Annotated in this window: 19 protein-coding genes; 16 read left to right on the forward strand and 3 right to left on the reverse strand. The window is 62.4% G+C overall.

The annotated features are described in order from the left end of the window. Positions 1–131: 131 nt before the first annotated feature. Genes C8N43_RS12980 through tspO form a run of 3 tightly spaced genes read left to right on the forward strand, consistent with a single transcriptional unit; the run spans position 132 to position 3,200 of the window. Positions 132–1,679 carry a phytoene desaturase gene (locus C8N43_RS12980; RefSeq protein ID WP_107846002.1) on the forward strand — a complete coding sequence of 516 codons (1,548 nt, stop codon included), beginning with the start codon at positions 132–134 and terminating at the stop codon, positions 1,677–1,679. After that, positions 1,676–2,683: a 15-cis-phytoene synthase gene (gene crtB, locus C8N43_RS12985; RefSeq protein ID WP_107846003.1), complete on the forward strand. Its 1,008-nt coding sequence runs from the start codon at positions 1,676–1,678 to the stop codon at positions 2,681–2,683. The genes C8N43_RS12980 and crtB overlap by 4 nt, the downstream gene beginning before the upstream one ends. 37 nt (positions 2,684–2,720) lie before the next feature. Continuing rightward, a complete protein-coding gene (tspO, locus tag C8N43_RS12990; protein ID WP_107846004.1) occupies positions 2,721–3,200 on the forward strand; it encodes a tryptophan-rich sensory protein TspO in 480 nt (159 codons plus the stop codon). On the opposite strand, the gene crtC is transcribed toward tspO, so the two are convergent. After that, positions 3,197–4,066 carry a carotenoid 1,2-hydratase gene (gene crtC, locus C8N43_RS12995; RefSeq protein ID WP_107846362.1) on the reverse strand — a complete coding sequence of 290 codons (870 nt, stop codon included), beginning with the start codon at positions 4,064–4,066 and terminating at the stop codon, positions 3,197–3,199. The two genes, tspO and crtC, sit on opposite strands and share 4 nt — an antisense overlap. Then, the gene (gene crtD / locus C8N43_RS13000) at positions 4,063–5,589 is read right to left on the reverse strand and encodes a 1-hydroxycarotenoid 3,4-desaturase CrtD (protein WP_107846005.1); all 1,527 of its coding nucleotides are present in this window, start codon (positions 5,587–5,589) and stop codon (positions 4,063–4,065) included. The genes crtC and crtD overlap by 4 nt, the downstream gene beginning before the upstream one ends. 113 nt (positions 5,590–5,702) lie before the next feature. Here crtD and C8N43_RS13005 point away from each other — a divergent pair, with 113 nt between their 5' ends. The 13 genes from C8N43_RS13005 (at position 5,703) to dxs (ending at position 19,089) form a co-directional block, all read left to right on the forward strand. Further along, the gene (locus tag C8N43_RS13005) at positions 5,703–6,584 is read left to right on the forward strand and encodes a polyprenyl synthetase family protein (protein WP_107846006.1); all 882 of its coding nucleotides are present in this window, start codon (positions 5,703–5,705) and stop codon (positions 6,582–6,584) included. Further along, complete coding sequence (locus C8N43_RS13010; RefSeq protein WP_107846007.1) at positions 6,581–7,708, forward strand: methyltransferase; 1,128 nt, start codon at positions 6,581–6,583, stop codon at positions 7,706–7,708. Before C8N43_RS13005 ends, C8N43_RS13010 begins: the two co-directional genes overlap by 4 nt. A gap of 128 nt (positions 7,709–7,836) precedes the next feature. Continuing rightward, a complete protein-coding gene (gene bchC / locus C8N43_RS13015) occupies positions 7,837–8,781 on the forward strand; it encodes a chlorophyll synthesis pathway protein BchC (RefSeq protein WP_107846008.1) in 945 nt (314 codons plus the stop codon). Then, positions 8,778–9,779, forward strand: coding sequence for a chlorophyllide a reductase iron protein subunit X (locus tag C8N43_RS13020; RefSeq protein ID WP_107846009.1), 1,002 nt, complete (start codon positions 8,778–8,780; stop codon positions 9,777–9,779). Before bchC ends, C8N43_RS13020 begins: the two co-directional genes overlap by 4 nt. A gap of 310 nt (positions 9,780–10,089) precedes the next feature. Continuing rightward, positions 10,090–11,607: a chlorophyllide a reductase subunit Y gene (bchY, locus tag C8N43_RS13030; protein WP_245913022.1), complete on the forward strand. Its 1,518-nt coding sequence runs from the start codon at positions 10,090–10,092 to the stop codon at positions 11,605–11,607. Beyond that, positions 11,607–13,082, forward strand: a complete 1,476-nt coding sequence (bchZ, locus tag C8N43_RS13035) for a chlorophyllide a reductase subunit Z (protein WP_107846011.1) — start codon at positions 11,607–11,609, stop codon at positions 13,080–13,082. The genes bchY and bchZ overlap by 1 nt, the downstream gene beginning before the upstream one ends. After that, a complete protein-coding gene (pufQ, locus tag C8N43_RS13040) occupies positions 13,079–13,309 on the forward strand; it encodes a cytochrome PufQ (protein ID WP_107846012.1) in 231 nt (76 codons plus the stop codon). Before bchZ ends, pufQ begins: the two co-directional genes overlap by 4 nt. Positions 13,310–13,588: 279 nt before the next feature. After that, entirely contained in the window at positions 13,589–13,735 is a 147-nt protein-coding gene (gene pufB / locus C8N43_RS13045; RefSeq protein ID WP_107846013.1) for a light-harvesting antenna LH1, beta subunit, read from the forward strand. 12 nt (positions 13,736–13,747) lie between these two features. Further along, the gene (gene pufA / locus C8N43_RS13050; protein WP_107846014.1) at positions 13,748–13,894 is read left to right on the forward strand and encodes a light-harvesting antenna LH1, alpha subunit; all 147 of its coding nucleotides are present in this window, start codon (positions 13,748–13,750) and stop codon (positions 13,892–13,894) included. 137 nt (positions 13,895–14,031) lie between these two features. After that, positions 14,032–14,871 carry a photosynthetic reaction center subunit L gene (gene pufL / locus C8N43_RS13055; protein ID WP_107846015.1) on the forward strand — a complete coding sequence of 280 codons (840 nt, stop codon included), beginning with the start codon at positions 14,032–14,034 and terminating at the stop codon, positions 14,869–14,871. A gap of 3 nt (positions 14,872–14,874) precedes the next feature. Continuing rightward, the gene (pufM, locus tag C8N43_RS13060) at positions 14,875–15,873 is read left to right on the forward strand and encodes a photosynthetic reaction center subunit M (RefSeq protein WP_107846016.1); all 999 of its coding nucleotides are present in this window, start codon (positions 14,875–14,877) and stop codon (positions 15,871–15,873) included. Positions 15,874–15,876: 3 nt separating this feature from the next. Next, complete coding sequence (pufC, locus tag C8N43_RS13065) at positions 15,877–16,995, forward strand: photosynthetic reaction center cytochrome PufC (RefSeq protein WP_107846017.1); 1,119 nt, start codon at positions 15,877–15,879, stop codon at positions 16,993–16,995. Positions 16,996–17,166: 171 nt separating this feature from the next. Then, positions 17,167–19,089, forward strand: a complete 1,923-nt coding sequence (dxs, locus tag C8N43_RS13070) for a 1-deoxy-D-xylulose-5-phosphate synthase (RefSeq protein WP_107846018.1) — start codon at positions 17,167–17,169, stop codon at positions 19,087–19,089. Here dxs and C8N43_RS13075 read toward each other — a convergent pair. Then, positions 19,058–19,534 carry a CreA family protein gene (locus tag C8N43_RS13075; protein ID WP_107846019.1) on the reverse strand — a complete coding sequence of 159 codons (477 nt, stop codon included), beginning with the start codon at positions 19,532–19,534 and terminating at the stop codon, positions 19,058–19,060. The two genes, dxs and C8N43_RS13075, sit on opposite strands and share 32 nt — an antisense overlap. Positions 19,535–19,557 lie beyond the last annotated feature (23 nt).

Raw genomic sequence — 19,557 nt, forward strand, 5'->3', positions numbered from 1 at the left:
TCCCGACGTCATTATGTAAATCTAAGCTGACACATTCGGGTAGGAATTCCAAGAAATTACTGCGTAGGCCCCAGTAAATCATGGGAAAAGCCTTTGTTGTAAACTTAGCTAGACATAGCTAGGCTGATCCCATGACCAGACTCGATCCAAATCTCGCCACGCCGGATGATTTCAACGCACGCCCCGTCGCGGTCGTGATCGGCGCGGGCCTTGGTGGCCTGTCAGCGGCGATGCGTCTGGGGGCGAAGGGCTACAGGGTTGAGGTGGTAGACCGCCTTGATATGCCCGGCGGCCGCGGCTCTTCGATCAGCATGAACGGGCACCGGTTCGATCTGGGGCCGACCATCGTCACGGTGCCGCAAGTGTTCCGCGAGCTATGGGCAGCCTGCGGGCGGGACTTCGACACCGACGTCGATCTGCGTCCGATGCTGCCGTACTATGAAATTCGCTGGCCCGATGGGTCCAGCTTCAAGGCGTCCGGCTCCACCGAGGAGATGATGGCAGAGGTGAAGCGCCTCTCCCCCTCCGACGCGAAGGGCTACGAGAAGTTTCTCAAGGACAGCGAGGCCCGCTACGCCTTCGGGTTCGAGGATCTTGGCCGCCGTCCGATGCACAAGCTTTGGGACCTGATCAAGGTGCTCCCAAAATTCGGCATGCTTCGCGCGGATCGCTCGGTCTACGCCCATGCGGCCAAGCGCGTCAAAGACGAGCGACTACGAATGGCGCTGTCGTTTCATCCGCTGTTTATCGGCGGCGATCCGTTTCATGTGACCTCGATGTACATTCTCGTCAGCCATCTCGAGAAAGAGTACGGCGTGCACTATGCCATGGGCGGGGTCGCGGCGATTGCCAAGGCGATGCAAGGCGTGATCGAAGATCAGGGCGGCACCTGCACCTACGGCCAAGAGGTCAGCGAAATCCTTGTGAAGAACGAGCGGGCCGCAGGCGTCAAGCTTGTCTCTGGCAGGATCATTCCGGCTGACATCGTCGTCTCCAACGCCGACGCGGGCCATACCTACAAGCACCTGCTGAAGCGCAAGAAGAAGCGGTGGACGGACAAAAAGCTCGACAACTCCAGATGGTCGATGGGCCTGTTCGTCTGGTATTTCGGCACCAAGGGCACGCGCGATCAGTGGGGCGATGTCGGGCATCACACCATTCTGAATGGACCGCGCTATAAGGGGCTGCTCGACGATATCTTTTTGAAGGGCAAGCTCGCCGACGACATGAGCCTCTATGTCCACCGCCCCTCCGTCACCGACCCGTCCGTGGCGCCCGAGGGTGACGATACGTTCTACGTGCTTTCCCCCGTTCCCCATCTGGGCCATGACAATGGCGTCGATTGGGAGATCGAGCGCGACCGCTACCGCGACAAGGTCACAAAAGTTCTGGAAGAACAGCTGTTGCCGGGGTTTGCCGACAAGATCACCGCGTCGGAAATCTTTACGCCGCTAGAGTTTCGTGACCGCTACCTGTCGCCCAACGGCTCCGGCTTCTCCATCGAGCCGCGCATCCTCCAAAGCGCGTGGTTCCGCCCGCATAATGTCTCCGAAGAGCTGCCGGGTCTCTATCTCGTCGGCGCGGGCACGCATCCGGGCGCTGGCCTGCCGGGCGTCGTCTCCACCGCGGAGGTGCTCGACAAGATGATCCCTTCAGCCTTGAAAGTGCCTGCCGAATGATCCCCGCCGATGATCTGGCCCATTGCCGGGCGGCGATCCGAACCGGGTCGCGGTCCTTTTACGCCGCCTCCCACCTTTTGCCGGCTCGGGTCCGTGATCCCGCGCTTGCGCTCTATGCGTTTTGCCGTTTGGCCGATGATGCGGTGGACCTGAACGCAGAGAAAGCCGCCGCCGTGCTGTCCTTGCGCGACCGGCTCGATCTTGTCTACCAGGGCACACCCCGCGACGCGCCTGCCGATCGCGCCTTTGCCGCGATGGTGCGCGACCACGACATGCCGCGCGAGCTGCCGGAGGCCCTGCTCGAAGGTCTGGCGTGGGATGCGATGGAGCAGAAATACGAGACGTTGAGCGATATCAGAGCCTATTCCGCCCGCGTCGCCTCAGCCGTTGGCGCGATGATGACGGTGCTGATGGGCGTTCGAGATGCGGATGCCTTGGCCCGCGCCTGCGATCTGGGTGTCGCGATGCAGCTTACTAACATCGCCCGCGACGTGGGCGAGGATGCGCGCGAAGGCAGGCTCTACCTACCGCTCGAGATGATGGAGGACGAGGGGCTTGATCCCGACGCTTTCCTCGCCAATCCGCGCTTTTCCCGTGCGCTGGGCCGCGTGACCCGCCGCTTGCTGTCCGAGGCGCGGAGGCTCTATCACCGCTCAGAGCCGGGGATCGCTGCTTTGCCGCTCTCCTGCCGTCCCGGCATTTTCGCTGCGCGGCATATCTATGACGGGATCGGCAGCCAGGTGCGGCGCAATAATTTCGACAGTTTTTCGCAACGCGCGCATACCGGGACGGCCCAGAAACTGGGCTGGCTGGCACTGTCGGTCCTGCGCAGCGGGGTCGTGACCGTCATGCCGCAATCGGCTGTGCTATACGCGAAACCGCTGCTGGAGGTTCAGTTTCTCGTCGATGCCGCCGCCCGGCGCGAGCCCGTGCCGCAATCACGTGGTCAAGCCATGATTGAGCTGTTCGCGCAGCTGGAAGCGAAGCGGCACACGCAGCCCTGAGCCTTGCATCCTGTGCCAATCGGCTTAGGTGTGGCGCATGGATTGGATGCTGTTCGTCATATTTCTATGCGCCTGTTTTGCGGCCGGAACGACCGGCGCGGTCTTCATGCCGGGCGAATGGTATCGCAAGCTCGACAAGCCGGATTGGACTCCACCCGATTGGGTTTTCCCGCTGACATGGACCACGCTTTATATCTGCATGTCCTTCGCAGGCGCGCGGATTGCGGTGCTCGATGACAACGCCTATGCCGTCGCGCTTTGGGCGCTTCAGATTGCACTCAACACGCTGTGGACGCCAATCTTTTTCGGCTTGCGCAGGCTCGGTTTCGCGATGGGGGTCATTGTGGCGCTTTGGATCTCGGTGGCGGCGTGCTTGCTTGCGTTCCTGCAACTCGACTTCCTCGCGGCAATTGCCTTCGCGCCCTATCTGGTCTGGGTCACGATCGCGGCGGCGCTGAATTATTCGGTCTGGCGCCGAAATCCCGATATCGACGCGCTTGAGCCCGACAAGATCTAGAAGGTCCAGCCGGGTCTTCGGGGTACTTTGACCGCAAGCATCGGCTTGATGAGCGGGCTTGCAAATCGGTTCAGGTCCAGCGCCTCGTGAACGCCATCGGAGACTTGACCGTTGATCTGCGTGCGAACGCCCGCGCGCGTGTAGAATGGCGCATCCAGCATCATCTTCGTCTGCCTTGGCCGGACGCCCGCATCGCCGCGCGTCTCCCGCCGCACGGCCCAGAGCGAGCGATTGAATTTGAGCTTCGGCGGCGCCTCCATCGGCGCGACGCTGCCATCATCGTTGAACATCAAGGACACCGCCAGATCGTCCGACACGTCGCGCCGCGTGGCGTCATAAAAGCATGCGGTCCCGCCGGAAACGGGGAAGCGGCCCCAGGTCCAGTAGCTGAAATCATCCTCCAACGCGGAGGTCCCGAAATTGGCATCGAAATACCCGTGCCCCGTCCATTGCCAGCCTGATTTGTTTAGCGACACTTCAATGTCCGAGGTCGGGGCAAACGGCCGCCACACATGAGAGCCGCTATCATGCAGCGGCACCTCGACGTCGGTGACGCCTTTGGGGTGGATCTTGACCGTGCCCCGGACGCGGTCGCAGTGGGGCACGCTCACCTCGTTGATGTCGATGACCAGGGATGTGCCGTCCCAATGCATGGCGCTCGGGCCCACGGTGAATGTGTCCTCGGTCTGGCGCAGGGCGCTTGATCCGCGGTCGGTCATGGTCCACCTGCCGCCCTTGCCGTAGGTCGCCACGTTGATGCAGCAATGGTTGTCCGGGTTCTTGCGGCCCGACCAGCGATACCACGGCGAGAATACCGATCCAATGAAGCCGATGATCGAAATCGCGCGCTCGCCGCAGGTGCTTATGCCGTCGACATACCACCACGCGTAGCCGTTCGGCGGGACGGCGAGGTTGAAGTTCGGTCTTTCAAGATCGCCGCGGCCGCGTGCTTGGCGGAGAGGGTTGCCATCGGGATGCCCGCCCCCGGATGCGCCCCGCCCCCCACCAGGTAGAGCCCCGGGATCGTCGTGCGCGCCAAGGGGCGCTTCAGCCCCGCGGTCAGGCCATGCGGGCTTCGCCCGTAAAGGGATCCGGCCGACCCGGGAAACAACCGACTGAAGTCGCTGGGCGTCGTCAGCGTCTCCGGCCCCGGTCGCGCGTCGAAATGCAGACCCATCCGGGCCAAACGATTGAAGGTCTGCGTCTGACATGTGTCGAACTCCTGGCTTGTGTCGCCCTCCGCGGGCGCGCCGTTCATGATAATCTCGAACCGTTCGTGGCCGCCCGGTTGCGCAGTGTCGCCCCGGTCCTGGGCGCACAGGTAGAGCGTCGCATCGGTTGGCATCTCGCCGCGCTCCAACGCATCGAATTCGGCGCGCTCGGTGTCGGCGAAGAAGACATTGTGATGCACCAGTGGCAGTCCCTCGGGCTTAGCGGCGAAGGACCAGACAAAGGCCGAGAGCGAGCGCGGCTCGCAGGCCTTGTCCTGAACCGCGTTTTGAGAGGCCTGACCCAGAAGTCCGGTCCGCAGTGCCCGCGGATCGCCGTTGAACACGACCTGATCGCACGCCATTCGCGTGCCATCGTCGCAAACAACCCCCCGCAGGGTTCCGTCCTGGTATTCCAGCCGCTCCACACCTTGCCCCAATACAATCTCGCCCCCGCGGTCGCGGATCAGGGCCGCGATGGCCTCTGCCAGCTTGTGCATTCCGCCCTCGACCACCCAGACGCCGGATGCCTCGGCGTGCCAGATAAGTGACAAGAGCGCAGGGGAGCGGAACGGCGAGCCGCCGACATAGGTCGCGTAACGGCCAAAAAGCTGGCGCAGCTTCGGATCGCGGAATTGGCGCGCGAGTGATCCGGCCATCGAGCGGAGCGGATCCATCGCGCCCAACAGCGCGGGATTGGCAAGCACCGTCTTGGTCAGGGCCAGCTGGTTCGGGGCGGGCTCCTGCATCATCGGGGCGTCGAATGCCTCGAACATCGCGCGGGCCTTACGGGTCATCTTCGTGAAAGCCGCGGCCTCGCGCGGGCCACTCATCTCTGCAATTGCGGCGGCGCTTCGTTCGGCGTCAGCATGAAGATCAAGCGACGATCCATCAGACCACCAGTGGCGCGCGAGGATGGATTGCGGGTGCAGCGTCACGTGGTCTGACAGGCGCTCTCCAGCGGCGGCGAACAACTCTTCGAACACCGGTCGCATCGTCATGACCGTTGGTCCCGCTTCGACGGGACCGGCAGCGCTTGGAACCGTGCGCATCTTGCCGCCGACCTGGCCGTGGCGCTCCAGCACTGTGACGTGCTGGCCCGCAGCGGCCAGTCGCAAGGCGACGGCAAGGCCACCAATTCCGGCACCAATCACGATGGTTTTGCTGGGGGCATCGGCCAAGGGCCACCTCTCTTGCTCAGGGCTGTGTTCGGAATTGTTGACACTTCGAGGTGAGGTGTCCAGTATAATTTACAGTTATAGTGTCACACATGTGATACAGTCATGGAGGCCCTATGCCATTCACCGCCCGCATCGAAGCCGCCATTCTCCGCTCTATCCGCGCCGGGCAATCCGGCACGCCGCCCCCGAAACTCGCAGCGGCGCTGGAACACGCGGTGATGCCCGGTGGCGCGCGGATCAGGCCGCAAATCTGCATGTCGGTTGCCGCGGCCTGCGGCGATGATATCCCGACGATGTCTGAGGCCGCCGCGGCCTCCATCGAGCTGATCCACTGCGCCAGCCTTGTCCATGACGACCTGCCCTGTTTCGATGACGCTGACATCCGTCGCGGTAAGCCATCGGTGCACAAGGCTTTTGGCGAACCGCTCGCGGTCCTGACCGGTGACAGCCTTATTATCATGGGATTCGAGACGATCGCCCGCCAGATGGAGCTTGATTGCGCCCGGGCCGGCCAGCTGACGCTCGCACTCGCGCGATCCACCGGAATGCCCTACGGCATCTGCGCCGGGCAAGGATGGGAAAGTGAGCCGCAGGTCGATTTGTCAGCCTATCATCGGGCCAAGACCGGCGCGCTGTTCGTGGCCGCATCACGCATGGGCGCGATTGCCGCCGGGCATGATCCTGAGCCGTGGACCGAATTGGGCGCGCGCATCGGTGAGGCCTTCCAGGTTGCTGATGATCTGCGCGACGCACTTTATGATGAAGAGACGCTCGGCAAGCCGGTCGGGCAGGACGAGATTCACGCCCGTCCGAACGCCGTCTCGGAACTCGGCGTGCAAGGCGCGATTCGCAGGTTGAAGGACATTTTGGGTGGCGCGATTGCCTCGATTCCCTCGTGCAAGGGCGAAGCCATGCTTGCCGAAGTCGTTCGCCGCACGGCGGAACGGCTGACGCCAGTTGCGCCGAATAAAGCGCCCGCTCACCCGGCAGAATGACCGCGCTGGATCACGAGCCCATGCCGCGCTCGCCCGCGAAGCGTCGCGGGCTGCATCAATGGCTGATGCGCCGGATCGCCGACCCGGGATTCCAAAGCTGGGCCAGCCGCTTCCCCCTGACCAAACGCGCCTCTCGTAAGGATGGCGAGCGCCTGTTCGACCTCGTTTCGGGTTTCGCATATAGCCAGACGCTTCTCGCCTGTGTCGAGCTGGGGCTGTTCGAGGCGCTTGAACAAGAACCTGCGACCCCCGAACAACTCGCCCACAAGCTGGGTCTCGCACCGGACCGGATGCGGCTTTTGTGTCAGGCGGCGGCAGGGCTCGACCTGATCCAGCGGCGCGGCGAAAGCTACCGGCTTTCCCGGCTCGGTGCGGCGAGCCTTGGGGTGCCCGGTCTGCTCGATATGATCCGCCATCATGCCGTGTTCTACCGCGATCTTGCCGATCCCGTGGCGCTGCTGCGGGGCGAGACGCAACCGGAACTTGCGGAGTTCTGGCCCTATGTGCGCGGTGAGAGTGCGACGGAAATTCCCGGCCAGCAGGCCAGCACCTATTCGGATTTGATGGCGCAGACACAGGGCCTTGTAGCGGAAGAGACGTTGCGCACGGTCAGTCTGTCGAAGGTGACCAAGCTTATGGATGTCGGGGGCGGCACGGGCGCGTTTTTGCGCGCGGTGCGGGCGCATTACCCGTCGCTCGATCTCGCGCTGTTCGATTTGCCACCCGTGATCGAGGTCGCGCGGGCCCACGTCGCCGACCACCGAATCGAGCCTTTGGGCGGGAGTTTTCACGAGGCGCTGCCGACAGGCGCGGATGCGATCAGTCTGGTTCGGGTTCTCTATGATCACAGCGACGATACGATCGCTGAACTGCTCGCTAAGGTCTTCAAAGCATTGCCGTCTGGCGGCCGCCTGATCATCTCTGAGCCGATGTCCGGCGGGGATGCACCGACGCGGGCAGGCGATGTGTACTTCGCGCTTTACACTATGGCGATGACCACCGGAAAGGCTCGCTCCGCCGACGAGATATGCGGGATGCTGGCTGCTCAAGGCTTTGAAAATATGAAGAAACACTCCGCTCCACGGCCGTTTCTGACCAGCTGCATCACGGCCATTCGACCGTAACACGTGGTGGACACGACTTTGTGTCCATAGTGATTGACAATTTAAACTGTAAATTTAAACTGACACATAACCGCAAGGAGACTCGCTGTGATTCATTCACAAGCGAGCGACAGGGAAAGTGAGACAACGTGGACACTGCAGCCGTACTTCTGTCAGGCCCTCAAGACCTTGGTCTTGAGACACTTGCCTTGGTGGATCCCGGTGCGGAAGACGTTGTCGTAGAAATCACCCATTCCGGCATTTCCACGGGCACAGAGAAGCTCTTTTGGTCCGGCGAGATGCCGCCATTTCCCGGCATGGGCTATCCGCTTGTCCCCGGCTACGAGGCCACCGGCGTCGTGATCGACGCGGGCCGCGACAGCGGCTTCAAGATCGGCGAGACCGTGTTCGTCCCGGGTGCGAATTGCTTTACCGAAGCGAAAGGCCTGTTCGGTGGCGCGGCGCGCCGGATCGTGACGCCTGCCACTCGGGTCTCCCGCATCGACAGCGGCATGCGCGGCGAAGGCGCCTTGTTGGCTTTGGCCGCAACCGCCCGCCATGCCATGGCAGGGCTGGACCGCGACTTGCCAGATCTTATCGTGGGTCACGGTGTTTTGGGTCGGCTCTTGGCGCGCCTGACGGTCGCCGCAGGATGCAAGGCCCCGACCGTCTGGGAGATCGACGATCAGCGGATGGAGGGCGCGAACGGTGCCTACGAGGTCATCAAGCCCGAAGACGATCCGCGCCGCGACTACGGCTGCATCTACGACGCCTCCGGCAGCGCCGCGCTGCTGAATGATCTGGTCGCGCGCCTCGCAAAAGGTGGCGAGATCGTGCTGGCGGGCTTTTATGCCGAGCCGCTGAGTTTCGCCTTCCCGCCCGCCTTTATGAAGGAAGCGCGCTTTCGCATCGCGGCCGAATGGACCGCTGATGACCTATCCGCGACGCGCGCGCTGCTGGATTGCGGAGCGCTGAGCCTCGACGGGCTTATCACCCACACATCCAGCGCCGAGCACGCCAGCGCGGCCTACACGCAAGCCTTCAATGACCCGGCTTGCCTGAAAATGATTCTGGACTGGAGAGCGGTTGCATGAAGGACGAAGTCCCAAACCTCAAAGAGTTCGATCAACGCCTGCGCGACGAGGCCCATGAAGACCTTGCCGATGTCGTGGCCGATGAGCCGACGTCGAAAACCCAGATCATTGCGATCTACGGCAAGGGCGGAATTGGCAAGTCGTTCACGCTCGCCAATCTCAGCCACATGATGGCCGAGCAGGGCAAGCGGGTGCTTCTGATCGGCTGCGATCCAAAATCCGACACGACCTCGCTTCTGTTCGGCGGCAAGGCCTGCCCGACGATCATTGAAACCTCGACCCAGAAGAAACTGGCGGGCGAGGAAGTCAAAATCGGCGACGTCTGCTTCAAGCGTGGCGGTGTCTTCGCGATGGAACTGGGCGGCCCCGAAGTCGGGCGCGGCTGTGGCGGGCGCGGCATCATCCACGGCTTTGAGCTGCTGGAAAAGCTGGGCTTCCACGATTGGGATTTCGACTACGTCCTGCTCGACTTCCTGGGCGACGTGGTCTGCGGCGGCTTTGGTCTGCCGATTGCCCGCGACATGGCGCAGAAGGTCATCTTGGTCGCATCCAACGATCTGCAATCGCTTTACGTGGCCAACAACGTCTGCTCCGCCGTGGAGTATTTCCGCAAGCTGGGCGGCAATGTCGGCGTCGCCGGTCTTGTGATCAACAAGGATGACGGATCGGGCGAGGCGCAGGCCTTTGCCGAAGCGGTCGACATTCCCGTTCTGGCCGCCATCCCGCAGGATGACGATCTGCGCAAGAAATCGGCCAACTACCAGATCGTCGGCACGTCCGAAAGCCAGTGGGGCGCTCTGTTTGCGGAGCTTGGCGACAATGTAGCCGAGGCCCCGCCAGTACGCCCGTCCCCGCTGGATCAGGACGGCCTGTTGGGCCTGTTCGACAGCAAGGATACCGGCGGCGACTACGTGCTGGTGCCCGCGAGCGATGCCGACATGCGCGGCTCCAAATCCGCCCCGAAAGCGTCGTTGGAGGTGATCTACGATGAGGCGTGACCATCAAAAGACCATCACGGAGATGCGCCAGGAGGCCAAGGCCCAGCGAGAAGCCGCAACGCGGCAGCGCGAAGGAGTTCTTCGTAGGTCTCAAGAGACCGACGAACTGTACGAAATCATCGATTTGATGTTCCCCAATCTAGAGAAAAGCGACGTCGGACATGTTTGATCTCGACGAATTGCAGGAATGGGACGAGGCGCTGGAGCATCTGGAAGCTCAGGCGCCAACGTCGCAGGACGATGACAAGGAAGATGAGTGAGCGATACAGCCACATATGAAGTCACCTACGGCGACGACGGGAAGGTTCTCGTGTCCTCCGCCGATGGCTCTGCGCCTGCGGTGGTTGAGCCCGTTGACGGGCATGGGTGTCATTCCGGTGGCACGATGGCGGATGCCGCGCGCAAGGCGGGGCAGTCAGAGCTTCTCGACAAGTTTGCGGCCGACTATCCGACCGGCCCCCATGATCAGCCCCAGTCCATGTGCCCGGCCTTCGGGAGCTTGCGCGTCGGTCTGCGGATGCGCCGTACAGCGACGATCCTGTCCGGCTCAGCGTGCTGCGTTTACGGCCTGACCTTTGTGTCCCACTTCTACGGCGCCCGCCGCTCGGTGGGATATGTGCCGTTTAACTCCGAATCTCTGGTGACCGGCAAGCTCTACGAAGACATCCGCGACAGCGTGCACGAGCTTGCCGATCCCGACCGCTATGACGCGATCGTGGTCACAAACCTTTGCGTGCCGACCGCATCCGGCGTGCCGCTGCGCTTGTTGCCCGACGAGATCAACGGCGTGCGCATCATCGGCATCGATGTGCCGGGCTTCGGCGTGCCGACCCACGCGGAAGCGAAAGACGTTCTTGCCGGCGCGATGCTCAACTACGCCCGCAAGGAGATCGAAGCAGGCCCCGTCGCCGCGCCCGCCTCCGGCAAATCCGACCGCCCGACCGTCAGCCTGTTGGGCGAAATGTTTCCCGCCGATCCCATGTCGATTGCACAGCTCACTGCGCCCATGGGTTTGGCTGCTGGGCCGACCGTGCCTTGCCGCGAATGGCGCGAGCTTTATGCCGCGCTGGACTGCGGCGCGGTGGCGGCGATCCATCCCTTTTACACCAGTTCGATCCGAGAATTTCAGGCGGCCGGGAAGCCTGTTCTTGGATCTGCCCCGGTGGGTGTCGATGGCACCGCCGCGTGGCTCAGAGGTCTGGGAGACGCGTTCGGTCTCCCTGACACGGTGGTGGCAACCGCGCAGAATGCGTCTCTCCCGGCGATTTCATCTGCGTTGGCGGCCACCGCCATCAATGGCACCATAACCCTAAGCGGTTATGAAGGCTCCGAGCTGCTTGTCGCTCGGTTGCTCATCGAAAGTGGTGCGAACGTGCCTTACGTCGGCACCGCCTGCGCGCGCACCGAATGGTCGCGGCCCGACGCCGAGTGGCTCGAAGCGAAGGGTGTGCAGATCAAGTATCGCGCATCGCTAGAAGACGATTGCGCCGCGATGGAAGCGATCAAGCCCGACCTCGCCATCGGCACGACCCCCGTGGTTCAAAAGGCTAAGGAGCTTGGCGTGCCCGCGCTCTACTTCACCAACCTGATTTCCGCGCGTCCTCTGATGGGTGCCGCCGGTGCGGGCTCGCTCGCTCAGGTGGTCAACGCCGCCATCGCCAACAAGGACCGCATGGACCGCATGCGGGAGTTCTTCGAAGGCGTCGGTCATGGCGACACCGCCGGGGTCTGGGAAGGCGCGCCGAATATTCGCAGCGACTTCCGTGATCTGAACCTCAAGAAGCTTGAGCGCGCCGCGAAGGCCGCAAAAGCAGCGGAGATGATCTGATGCTTGTGACCGATCACGATAGGGCGGGCGGATACTGGGGCGCGGTCTACGCGTTCTGTGCCGTCAAGGGCCTGCAATGCGTGATCGACGGGCCGGTCGGGTGCGAGAACCTGCCGGTGACCTCCGTGCTGCACTACACCGACGGCTTGCCGCCCCATGAGTTGCCCATCGTGGTGACCGGTCTGAGCGAAGCCGAGATGGGCGCGGGCACCGAGGATGCGATGAAGCGCGCCTGGGGCACTCTGGACCCGGCGCTTCCCGCCGTGGTGGTCACGGGCTCTATTGCCGAGATGATCGGCGGCGGTGTCACGCCGCAGGGCACCAATATCCAGCGCTTTTTGCCGCGCACCATTGACGAAGATCAATGGGAAAGCGCCGATCGCGCGATGACCTGGATCTTCACCGAGTTTGGCATGACCAAGGGCCGGATGCCTAAGGAATCCAAGCGCGAAGAAGGCTCTAACCCACGGGTCAACATCCTTGGTCCGATGTATGGAACGTTCAACATGCCGTCTGATCTGGCCGAAATCCGCCGGTTGGTGGAAGGCATCGGGGCCGAGGTCAACATGGTGATGCCGCTTGGCGCCCACGTGGCCGAGATGCGCAATCTGGTGAATGCCGATGTGAACGTCTGCATGTATCGCGAGTTTGGCCGCGGCCTGTGCGAAGTGCTCGACAAGCCCTATTTGCAAGCCCCCATCGGCATCGACAGTACGACCAAGTTCCTCCGCAAGCTTGGTGAGCTGCTCGGGCTCGACCCCGAGCCGTTCATTGAGCAGGAGAAGCACTCCACGATCAAACCCATCTGGGATCTGTGGCGCTCGGTGACGCAGGACTTTTTTGCGACCTCCAGTTTCGCTGTCGTGGCGAACGAGACCTATACCCGCGGCATCCGCAACTTCCTTGAAGGTGACATGGGCCTGCCTTGCGCCTTCTCCGTCTCGCGCTGCCGGGGCAAGAAGACCAACAACGAAGAAGTCCGTGCGTGGACGCATCAAAAGCGCCCGCTCGTGATGTTCGGCTCGATCAACGAAAAGATGTATCTGGCCGAAATGAAGGGCGGGTTCGGTCCCGCGCCGACATTTATTCCCGCCAGCTTCCCCGGTGCCGCCATTCGGCGCGCGACGGGTACGCCCTTCATGGGCTACGCCGGTGCGACGTATCTTGTGCAGGAGGTGTGCAATGCGCTGTTCGACGCGCTGTTCCACATCCTGCCGCTCGGCACCGACATGGACGCCGCCGAGGCGACACCAACGACCCTGCGCCGCGACTTCCCCTGGGATGCCGACGCGCAACGACTGCTCGACCGGATTGTCGAGGAGCACCCGATTTTGACCCGTATTTCCGCAGCCAAGACACTGCGGGACCGCGCCGAGGCCGCCGCATTGGCGGATGGGGCTGAGCGGGTCGTCAAGGAAACCGTGGCGGCGCTTGCGCCCGCCAATTTTGAGATCAACGAAGGAGAACAGGCATGAGCGACCAGACCTCTGGCGGCTTCGACTACGAGGCGCCCGCGAAGCGGCACACACCGAAGACCGAATTTGCCGTCTACTTCGCGATCATCTTTGCGGCTTGCCTGCCGCTGGCCTGCCTGACCTGGGCGCTGTCGCTGTTGAAAAACGGCACGGCGAACGGTCGCGGGCCGATCAAGCGGGCCTGGAGCCAGGCGAACATTATCACACCGATGATCTTCGCCGCATGAGTTTTGCGCGCTCCGGGTGAACGCACCGGGGCGAGCAGGAAGACGTGAGGGGCGAGCCTTGAACAGGCTCTGACCTCGCTGAAATTAGTTCTGTTGGGGAGACAGCAGGATCAGTTGCACGGGCCTTGGCGACAAGGCGCGCGTAATTCCCGAAGGCCTATGCCCAAGGGAGCCCTGATCTGTCACTCCCCCCCGGGGTGGCGGATTGTGACGGGGGATGAGCCCTCGACATAACCCGGCCGCGGGGGGCGCGGCGTCAGTCTAATTTCGGAGGAAACCATGGCTGATAATCTGTCCTTTACCGGACTTACCGACGAGCAGGCACAAGAGCTGCACGCGGTCTATATGAGCGGCCTTTGGCTGTTTTCGGCAGTCGCCGTCGTCGCTCACTTGGCCACGTACATCTGGCGTCCCTGGTTCACATAGAGGATCTGAAGCATGGCTAAGTTTTACAAAATCTGGCTCGTTTTCGATCCCCGCCGCGTGTTTGTCGCACAAGGCGTGTTTCTGTTCCTGCTGGCCGCGATGATTCATCTCGTCGTGCTCAGCTCGGGCCTGAACTGGTTTGAGCTGGCCGCTCAGTAGAGCGCGCTCAACGAAAAACCGCCGCGGGCGGGGGACCCGAAACCCCCGGCCGCGGCAAACCAAGACCAAAAAATTTTAGCGGGACGGCTAAGACCCGAAGACGACGATCAAGGCCGCCAAGTAGGGAGACAGACGCAATGGCATTGCTGAGTTTCGAGAGAAAATATCGCGTCCGAGGTGGGACGCTGGTGGGCGGCGACCTGTTCGACTTCTGGGTCGGCCCCTTCTACGTGGGCTTCTTCGGCGTCACGACCGCCTTCTTCGCCGGATTGGGCACGATCCTGATCTTCTGGGGGGCCTCGCAACAGGGCACCTTCAACCCGTGGCTGATCAATATTGCGCCGCCAGATCTCAAATACGGTCTTGGCATGGCACCGTTGATGGAGGGCGGGCTTTGGCAAATCATCACCTTCTGCGCGGTCGGGGCCTTTGTGTCCTGGGCCCTGCGTGAGGTCGAGATCTGCCGCAAGCTGGGCATGGGCTACCATGTGCCGGTGGCCTTCGGCTTCGCGATCTTCGCCTATTGCACGCTGGTGATCTTCCGCCCGCTGCTGATGGGCGCGTGGGGGCACGGCTTCCCGTATGGCATCTTCTCCCACCTCGATTGGGTGTCGAATACGGGCTACGCCTACCTGCACTTCCACTACAACCCGGCGCACATGCTGGCGGTGACCTTCTTCTTCACCACGACGATGTTCCTGGCCCTGCACGGCGCCCTGGTTCTGTCGGCGGCCAACCCCGAGAAGGGCGAGGAGATGAAGACACCGGACCATGAGGACACGTTCTTCCGTGACTTCATCGGCTACTCCGTCGGCACGCTGGGCATCCACCGCGTGGGCCTGCTGCTGGCGCTGAACGCCGGCTTCTGGTCGGCCGTCTGTATCATCATCTCTGGCCCCGTCTGGACCAAGGGCTGGCCCGAGTGGTGGAACTGGTGGCTCGAAATGCCGATCTGGCCATCTCAAGTGGGGCTATAAGCTATGATTGAGTATCAAAACATCTTCACCCAGGTCCAGGTTCAGGGAAAACCCGAATGGGGCATGGACAACGAAAACAACATGATGGAGGAGCGCACCGGCGCGCCCCGCTACTCGACCCTCGTAGGATGGATCGGCAACGCCCAGCTGGGTCCCATCTACCTGGGCACCTTCGGCGTGGTGTCGCTTGCGACTGGACTTCTGTGGTTCTTCATCGTGGGCTTCAACATGCTGGCGCAGGTGGGCTGGAACCTCGTGGAATTCATCCGCCAGCTGTTCTGGCTGGCCCTCGAGCCGCCCTCGCCCGAGTACGGCCTGACGATGCCGCCGCTCAACGATGGCGGATGGTTCATCATCGCGAGCTTCTTTCTGCTGATCTCTGTGTGCAGCTGGTGGCTGCGGACCTACGAGCTGGCGCAGATGCACAAGATGGGCAAGCACGTGGCCTGGGCCTTTGCAGCCGCCATCTGGCTGTTCCTGGTGCTCGGCCTGTTCCGTCCCATCCTGATGGGGTCCTGGTCAGAGGCCGTGCCTTACGGCATCTTCCCGCACCTCGACTGGACTACGGCGTTCTCGATCCGTTACGGCAACCTCTACTACAACCCGTTCCACGCGCTTTCGATCGTGTTCCTCTACGGCTCCGTGCTGCTGTTCGCGATGCACGGCGCCACCATTCTGGCCGTCACCCGTCAGGGCGGCGACCGGGAACTGGAGCAGATCGCGGATCGCGGCACGGCGTCCGAGCGCGCTGGCCTGTTCTGGCGCTGGACCATGGGCTTCAACGCCACGATGGAAGGTATCCACCGCTGGGCGTGGTGGTTCGCGGTGCTGACGCCGATCACCGGCGGCATCGGAATCCTGCTAACCGGCACCGTGGTGGACAACTGGTTCATCTGGGCGCAGGAGCACCATTTCGCGCCAATCTATGACGGCAGCTACGGTTACGAGGCCTACACGCAGCCCGACATCTGGCCGGCCATCAACACCGAAGGGGGGAACTAAACGATGCTTCCTAAGTGGTTTAACGACTGGAACGAAAAGAACCCCACCAATGTCTTCGGCCCCGGCATCATTGTCGGTGTCGTGGGCGGGGCGGTGTTCGTGGCGGCGATGATCGTGGCCTGGGGTCAACCCTTCGCCACCACCTCGCTTCAAACGGGTCCGCGCGGCACCGGCATGTCCGTGCCGGAGTTCAAATCTGATCTGCTGACCCCTGATCCCACGATCGAGGAGTACTACACGGACACACCCATCGTGCCCGAGGGCGGCGAGCCGCTGGCAAAGGACATTTATGACAATGTTCAGGTACTGGGTGATCTGACCGAGGACAACTTCAACCGGGTGATGCTGGCCATCACGCAGTGGGTGTCCCCTGAGCAGGGCTGCGCCTATTGCCACGGCGATGGCGATCTGGAGACCTACGGCGAGGACAACCTGTATACGAAGGTTGTCTCCCGCCGCATGATCCAGATGACGCAGGTCATCAACGAGGAATGGGACGGGCACGTCAACGCGAATGCGCAAGTGGGGGTCAACTGCTCCACCTGCCACCGTGGGCAGAATGTGCCGTCCGAGATCTGGTTCAAGAACACGCCGGTCAAGGATACGAACATGGCAGGCTGGGGCGCGGTGCAAAACCGGGCGACCTCGACCTCCGGCTCGACTTCCTTGCCGTCCGATCACCTCGAGAAGCTTCTCGTGGAATACGGTCAGATCAATGTGCATGATCTGGAAAGCCGCGTGGCAGGCTCGCCCGCTGACGAGGGTTATCAGACTTGGCAGAACACAGAGCGCACCTACGCTTTGATGAACTATTTCTCCAATTCGCTTGGGGTGAATTGCAACTTCTGCCACAACTCCCGCGCCTTCTACGATACCGCGCAGGTGACCCCGCAATGGGCCACCGCATCCCTGGGTATCGCGATGGTGCAAGAGCTGAACAACGAGTACCTGATCCCGCTGCGCGATACCTATCCCGAAGAGCGGCTTGGCCCGGTTCACGCAGACGCGCCGAAGGCGGCCTGTGCGACCTGTCACAAGGGCTATCAGAAGCCGTATCAGGGCATGAACGCGATTGCCGACTGGCCCGAATTGGCCACCACCGGCGTCCCGGTCTACGAGTAATGCCGCGGGCGTCCCGAACGCCCCTGGCCTATCGCCATTCGGAGCCCGACGCGGCGCCGGATATGGTGATCCTTCGGGATCACACTTCCCTTCCTGTTGGCTACAGGACCACTGACGCCGCGCGGGGCTTCCCCCTGCGCGGCGCTTTTTCTTTCTGCTAGGAGACCGCCCATGTCCCGTCCCGTGACCCCTCTGCTCGACCGCGTGGCTGGCCCTGCCGATCTGAAAGCGTTCTCTGACACCGAGCTGGCCGCAGTGGCCGAAGAACTACGGGCAGAGGTCGTCTCCGCCGTGTCCGAGACGGGCGGGCATCTGGGCTCTTCTCTGGGGGTGGTCGAATTATCCGTAGCGATTCACGCCGTCTTCAACACGCCCCATGACAAGCTGGTCTGGGATGTTGGACACCAATGCTACCCACACAAGATCCTGACTGGCCGGCGGGATCGCATCCGCACTCTGCGCCAGAAAGACGGCCTGTCTGGCTTCACCAAACGTGCCGAGTCAGAGTTCGACCCGTTCGGTGCCGCGCACAGCTCCACCTCGATTTCCGCCGCGTTGGGCTTCGCGACCGCGCGTGATCTGGGCATGTCCACCGGCGACGCTATCGCTGTGATCGGCGACGGCTCGATCTCGGCGGGCATGGCCTATGAGGCGCTCAATAACGCAGGACACGAGGGCCGCCGCTTGTTCGTGATCCTCAACGACAACGAGATGTCCATCGCCCCGCCCGTGGGCGCGATGTCGAAGTACCTCTCCGGCCTCTACGCTGAAGGCTCACCCTTTCCGATGCTCAAGGACCTCGCCGAAGGGTTCGAGGCCGGGCTGCCTGCACCATTGCGCGACAGCGCCCGTCGCGCGCGGGAGCTTGTCACCGGACAGTCAGAGAAAGGCACGCTGTTCGAGCAGTTGGGTTTTTCCTATATCGGTCCCATCGACGGCCACGATATGTCCCAGCTTCTGCCGGTTCTACGCTCCGTGCAGACTCGTGCCACCGGCCCTGTGCTGATCCACTGCTGCACCGTCAAAGGCAAAGGATACCAGCCCGCCGAGAGCTCGCCCGACTGCTATCACGGCGTTGCAAAATTCGACGTCAGCACCGGCACGCAAAAGAAAAGCGCGCCCAACGCGCCAAGCTACACGTCTGTCTTCGGTTCCACACTGGTGAAAGAGGCGGAGCGTGATCCCCGGATTGTCGCCGTGACGGCCGCCATGCCGTCGGGCACAGGGCTCGACAAGATGGCCGAGCGCTTTCCGGCGCGCACCTTCGACGTCGGTATTGCCGAGCAGCACGCGGTGACCTTCTCCGCCGGGCTTGCGGCCACGGGCATGAAGCCATTTTGCGCGATTTACTCGTCTTTCCTGCAGCGAGGCTACGATCAGATCGTGCATGACGTGGCATTACAAAACCTGCCCGTGCGTTTCCCGATCGACCGGGCTGGTCTGGTGGGGGCCGATGGCCCGACCCATGCGGGTGCGTTCGATATCGGCTACCTGACCCATCTGCCGAATTTCACAGTGATGGCCGCGTCGGACGAGGCGGAGCTGGTACACATGATCGCGACCGCCGTTGACCATGACGCGGGTCCGATTGCGTTCCGCTATCCGCGTGGCGCAGGGGTGGGTGTCGATTTACCCGCGCAAGGAATGCCTTTGGAAATTGGCAAGGGCCGGATCGTGCGCGAAGGCAATGATGTCGCCATCCTGTCTTTCGGCGCGCATCTTTCGGAATGCCACCTCGCCGCAGAACGGCTGGAGGCGCAGGGCGTCTCCGTCACCATCGCAGATGCGCGGTTTGCCAAGCCGCTCGATCACGAGCTGATCCGTCAGTTGGTCCGTCACCACGGCGCGCTCGTGACGGTCGAGCAGGGCGCGCGGGGCGGATTTGGCGGACATGTTCTTGAATGGCTTGCCTCAGAAGGCGCGTTTGATCGCGGTCTGAAGATCAGAACCCTCACGCTGCCCGACCGCTTTATCGATCAGGCGTCGCCGGAAGAGATGTATGCCGACGCGCAGCTGTCCAGCCACGATATCGCCGCGACCTGCCTTGAGACGATGGGTGTTGTTACTGGTCGTTTTGGGAAACAGCTTGCGTAGGCTGATAAAGCGGCACGGTCGAGACTGACATCTTGGCAGAGCCGTTCTGCACGTCGCGTGCGTGTGCGATGTAAATCAACGTCTGGTTTTCCTGATCGAAGATACGCTTCACGCGGATCGATTTGAATATGATCGACCGGCTCTTGGAGAACACATCCTCGCCCTCGCTGCCCGTGGCAACGTCGCCGATGGTTATCGGTCCCGTCTGACGGCACGCAATCGAGGAATTCGACGGGTCCTCGAACCAATTTCCCTTTTGCAGCCGGTCAATCAGCCCGCGCTCGAAATAGGCGACATGGCAGGTGACACCCTCGACGTCCGGGTCGGTCAGCGCTTCTATGATGATATCATTGCCCAACCAATCGACATCCACGGAGCCGACTTGATCGGCACTTGCGGTGGCAGGAAAGGTTAGAAGACAGGCGGCGGTCAGGATGTGTTTCATGCGAGTTAACGCCACGGCGGCTC

Source organism: Litoreibacter ponti, from assembly GCF_003054285.1.
Classification (GTDB): Bacteria; Pseudomonadota; Alphaproteobacteria; order Rhodobacterales; family Rhodobacteraceae; genus Litoreibacter; species Litoreibacter ponti.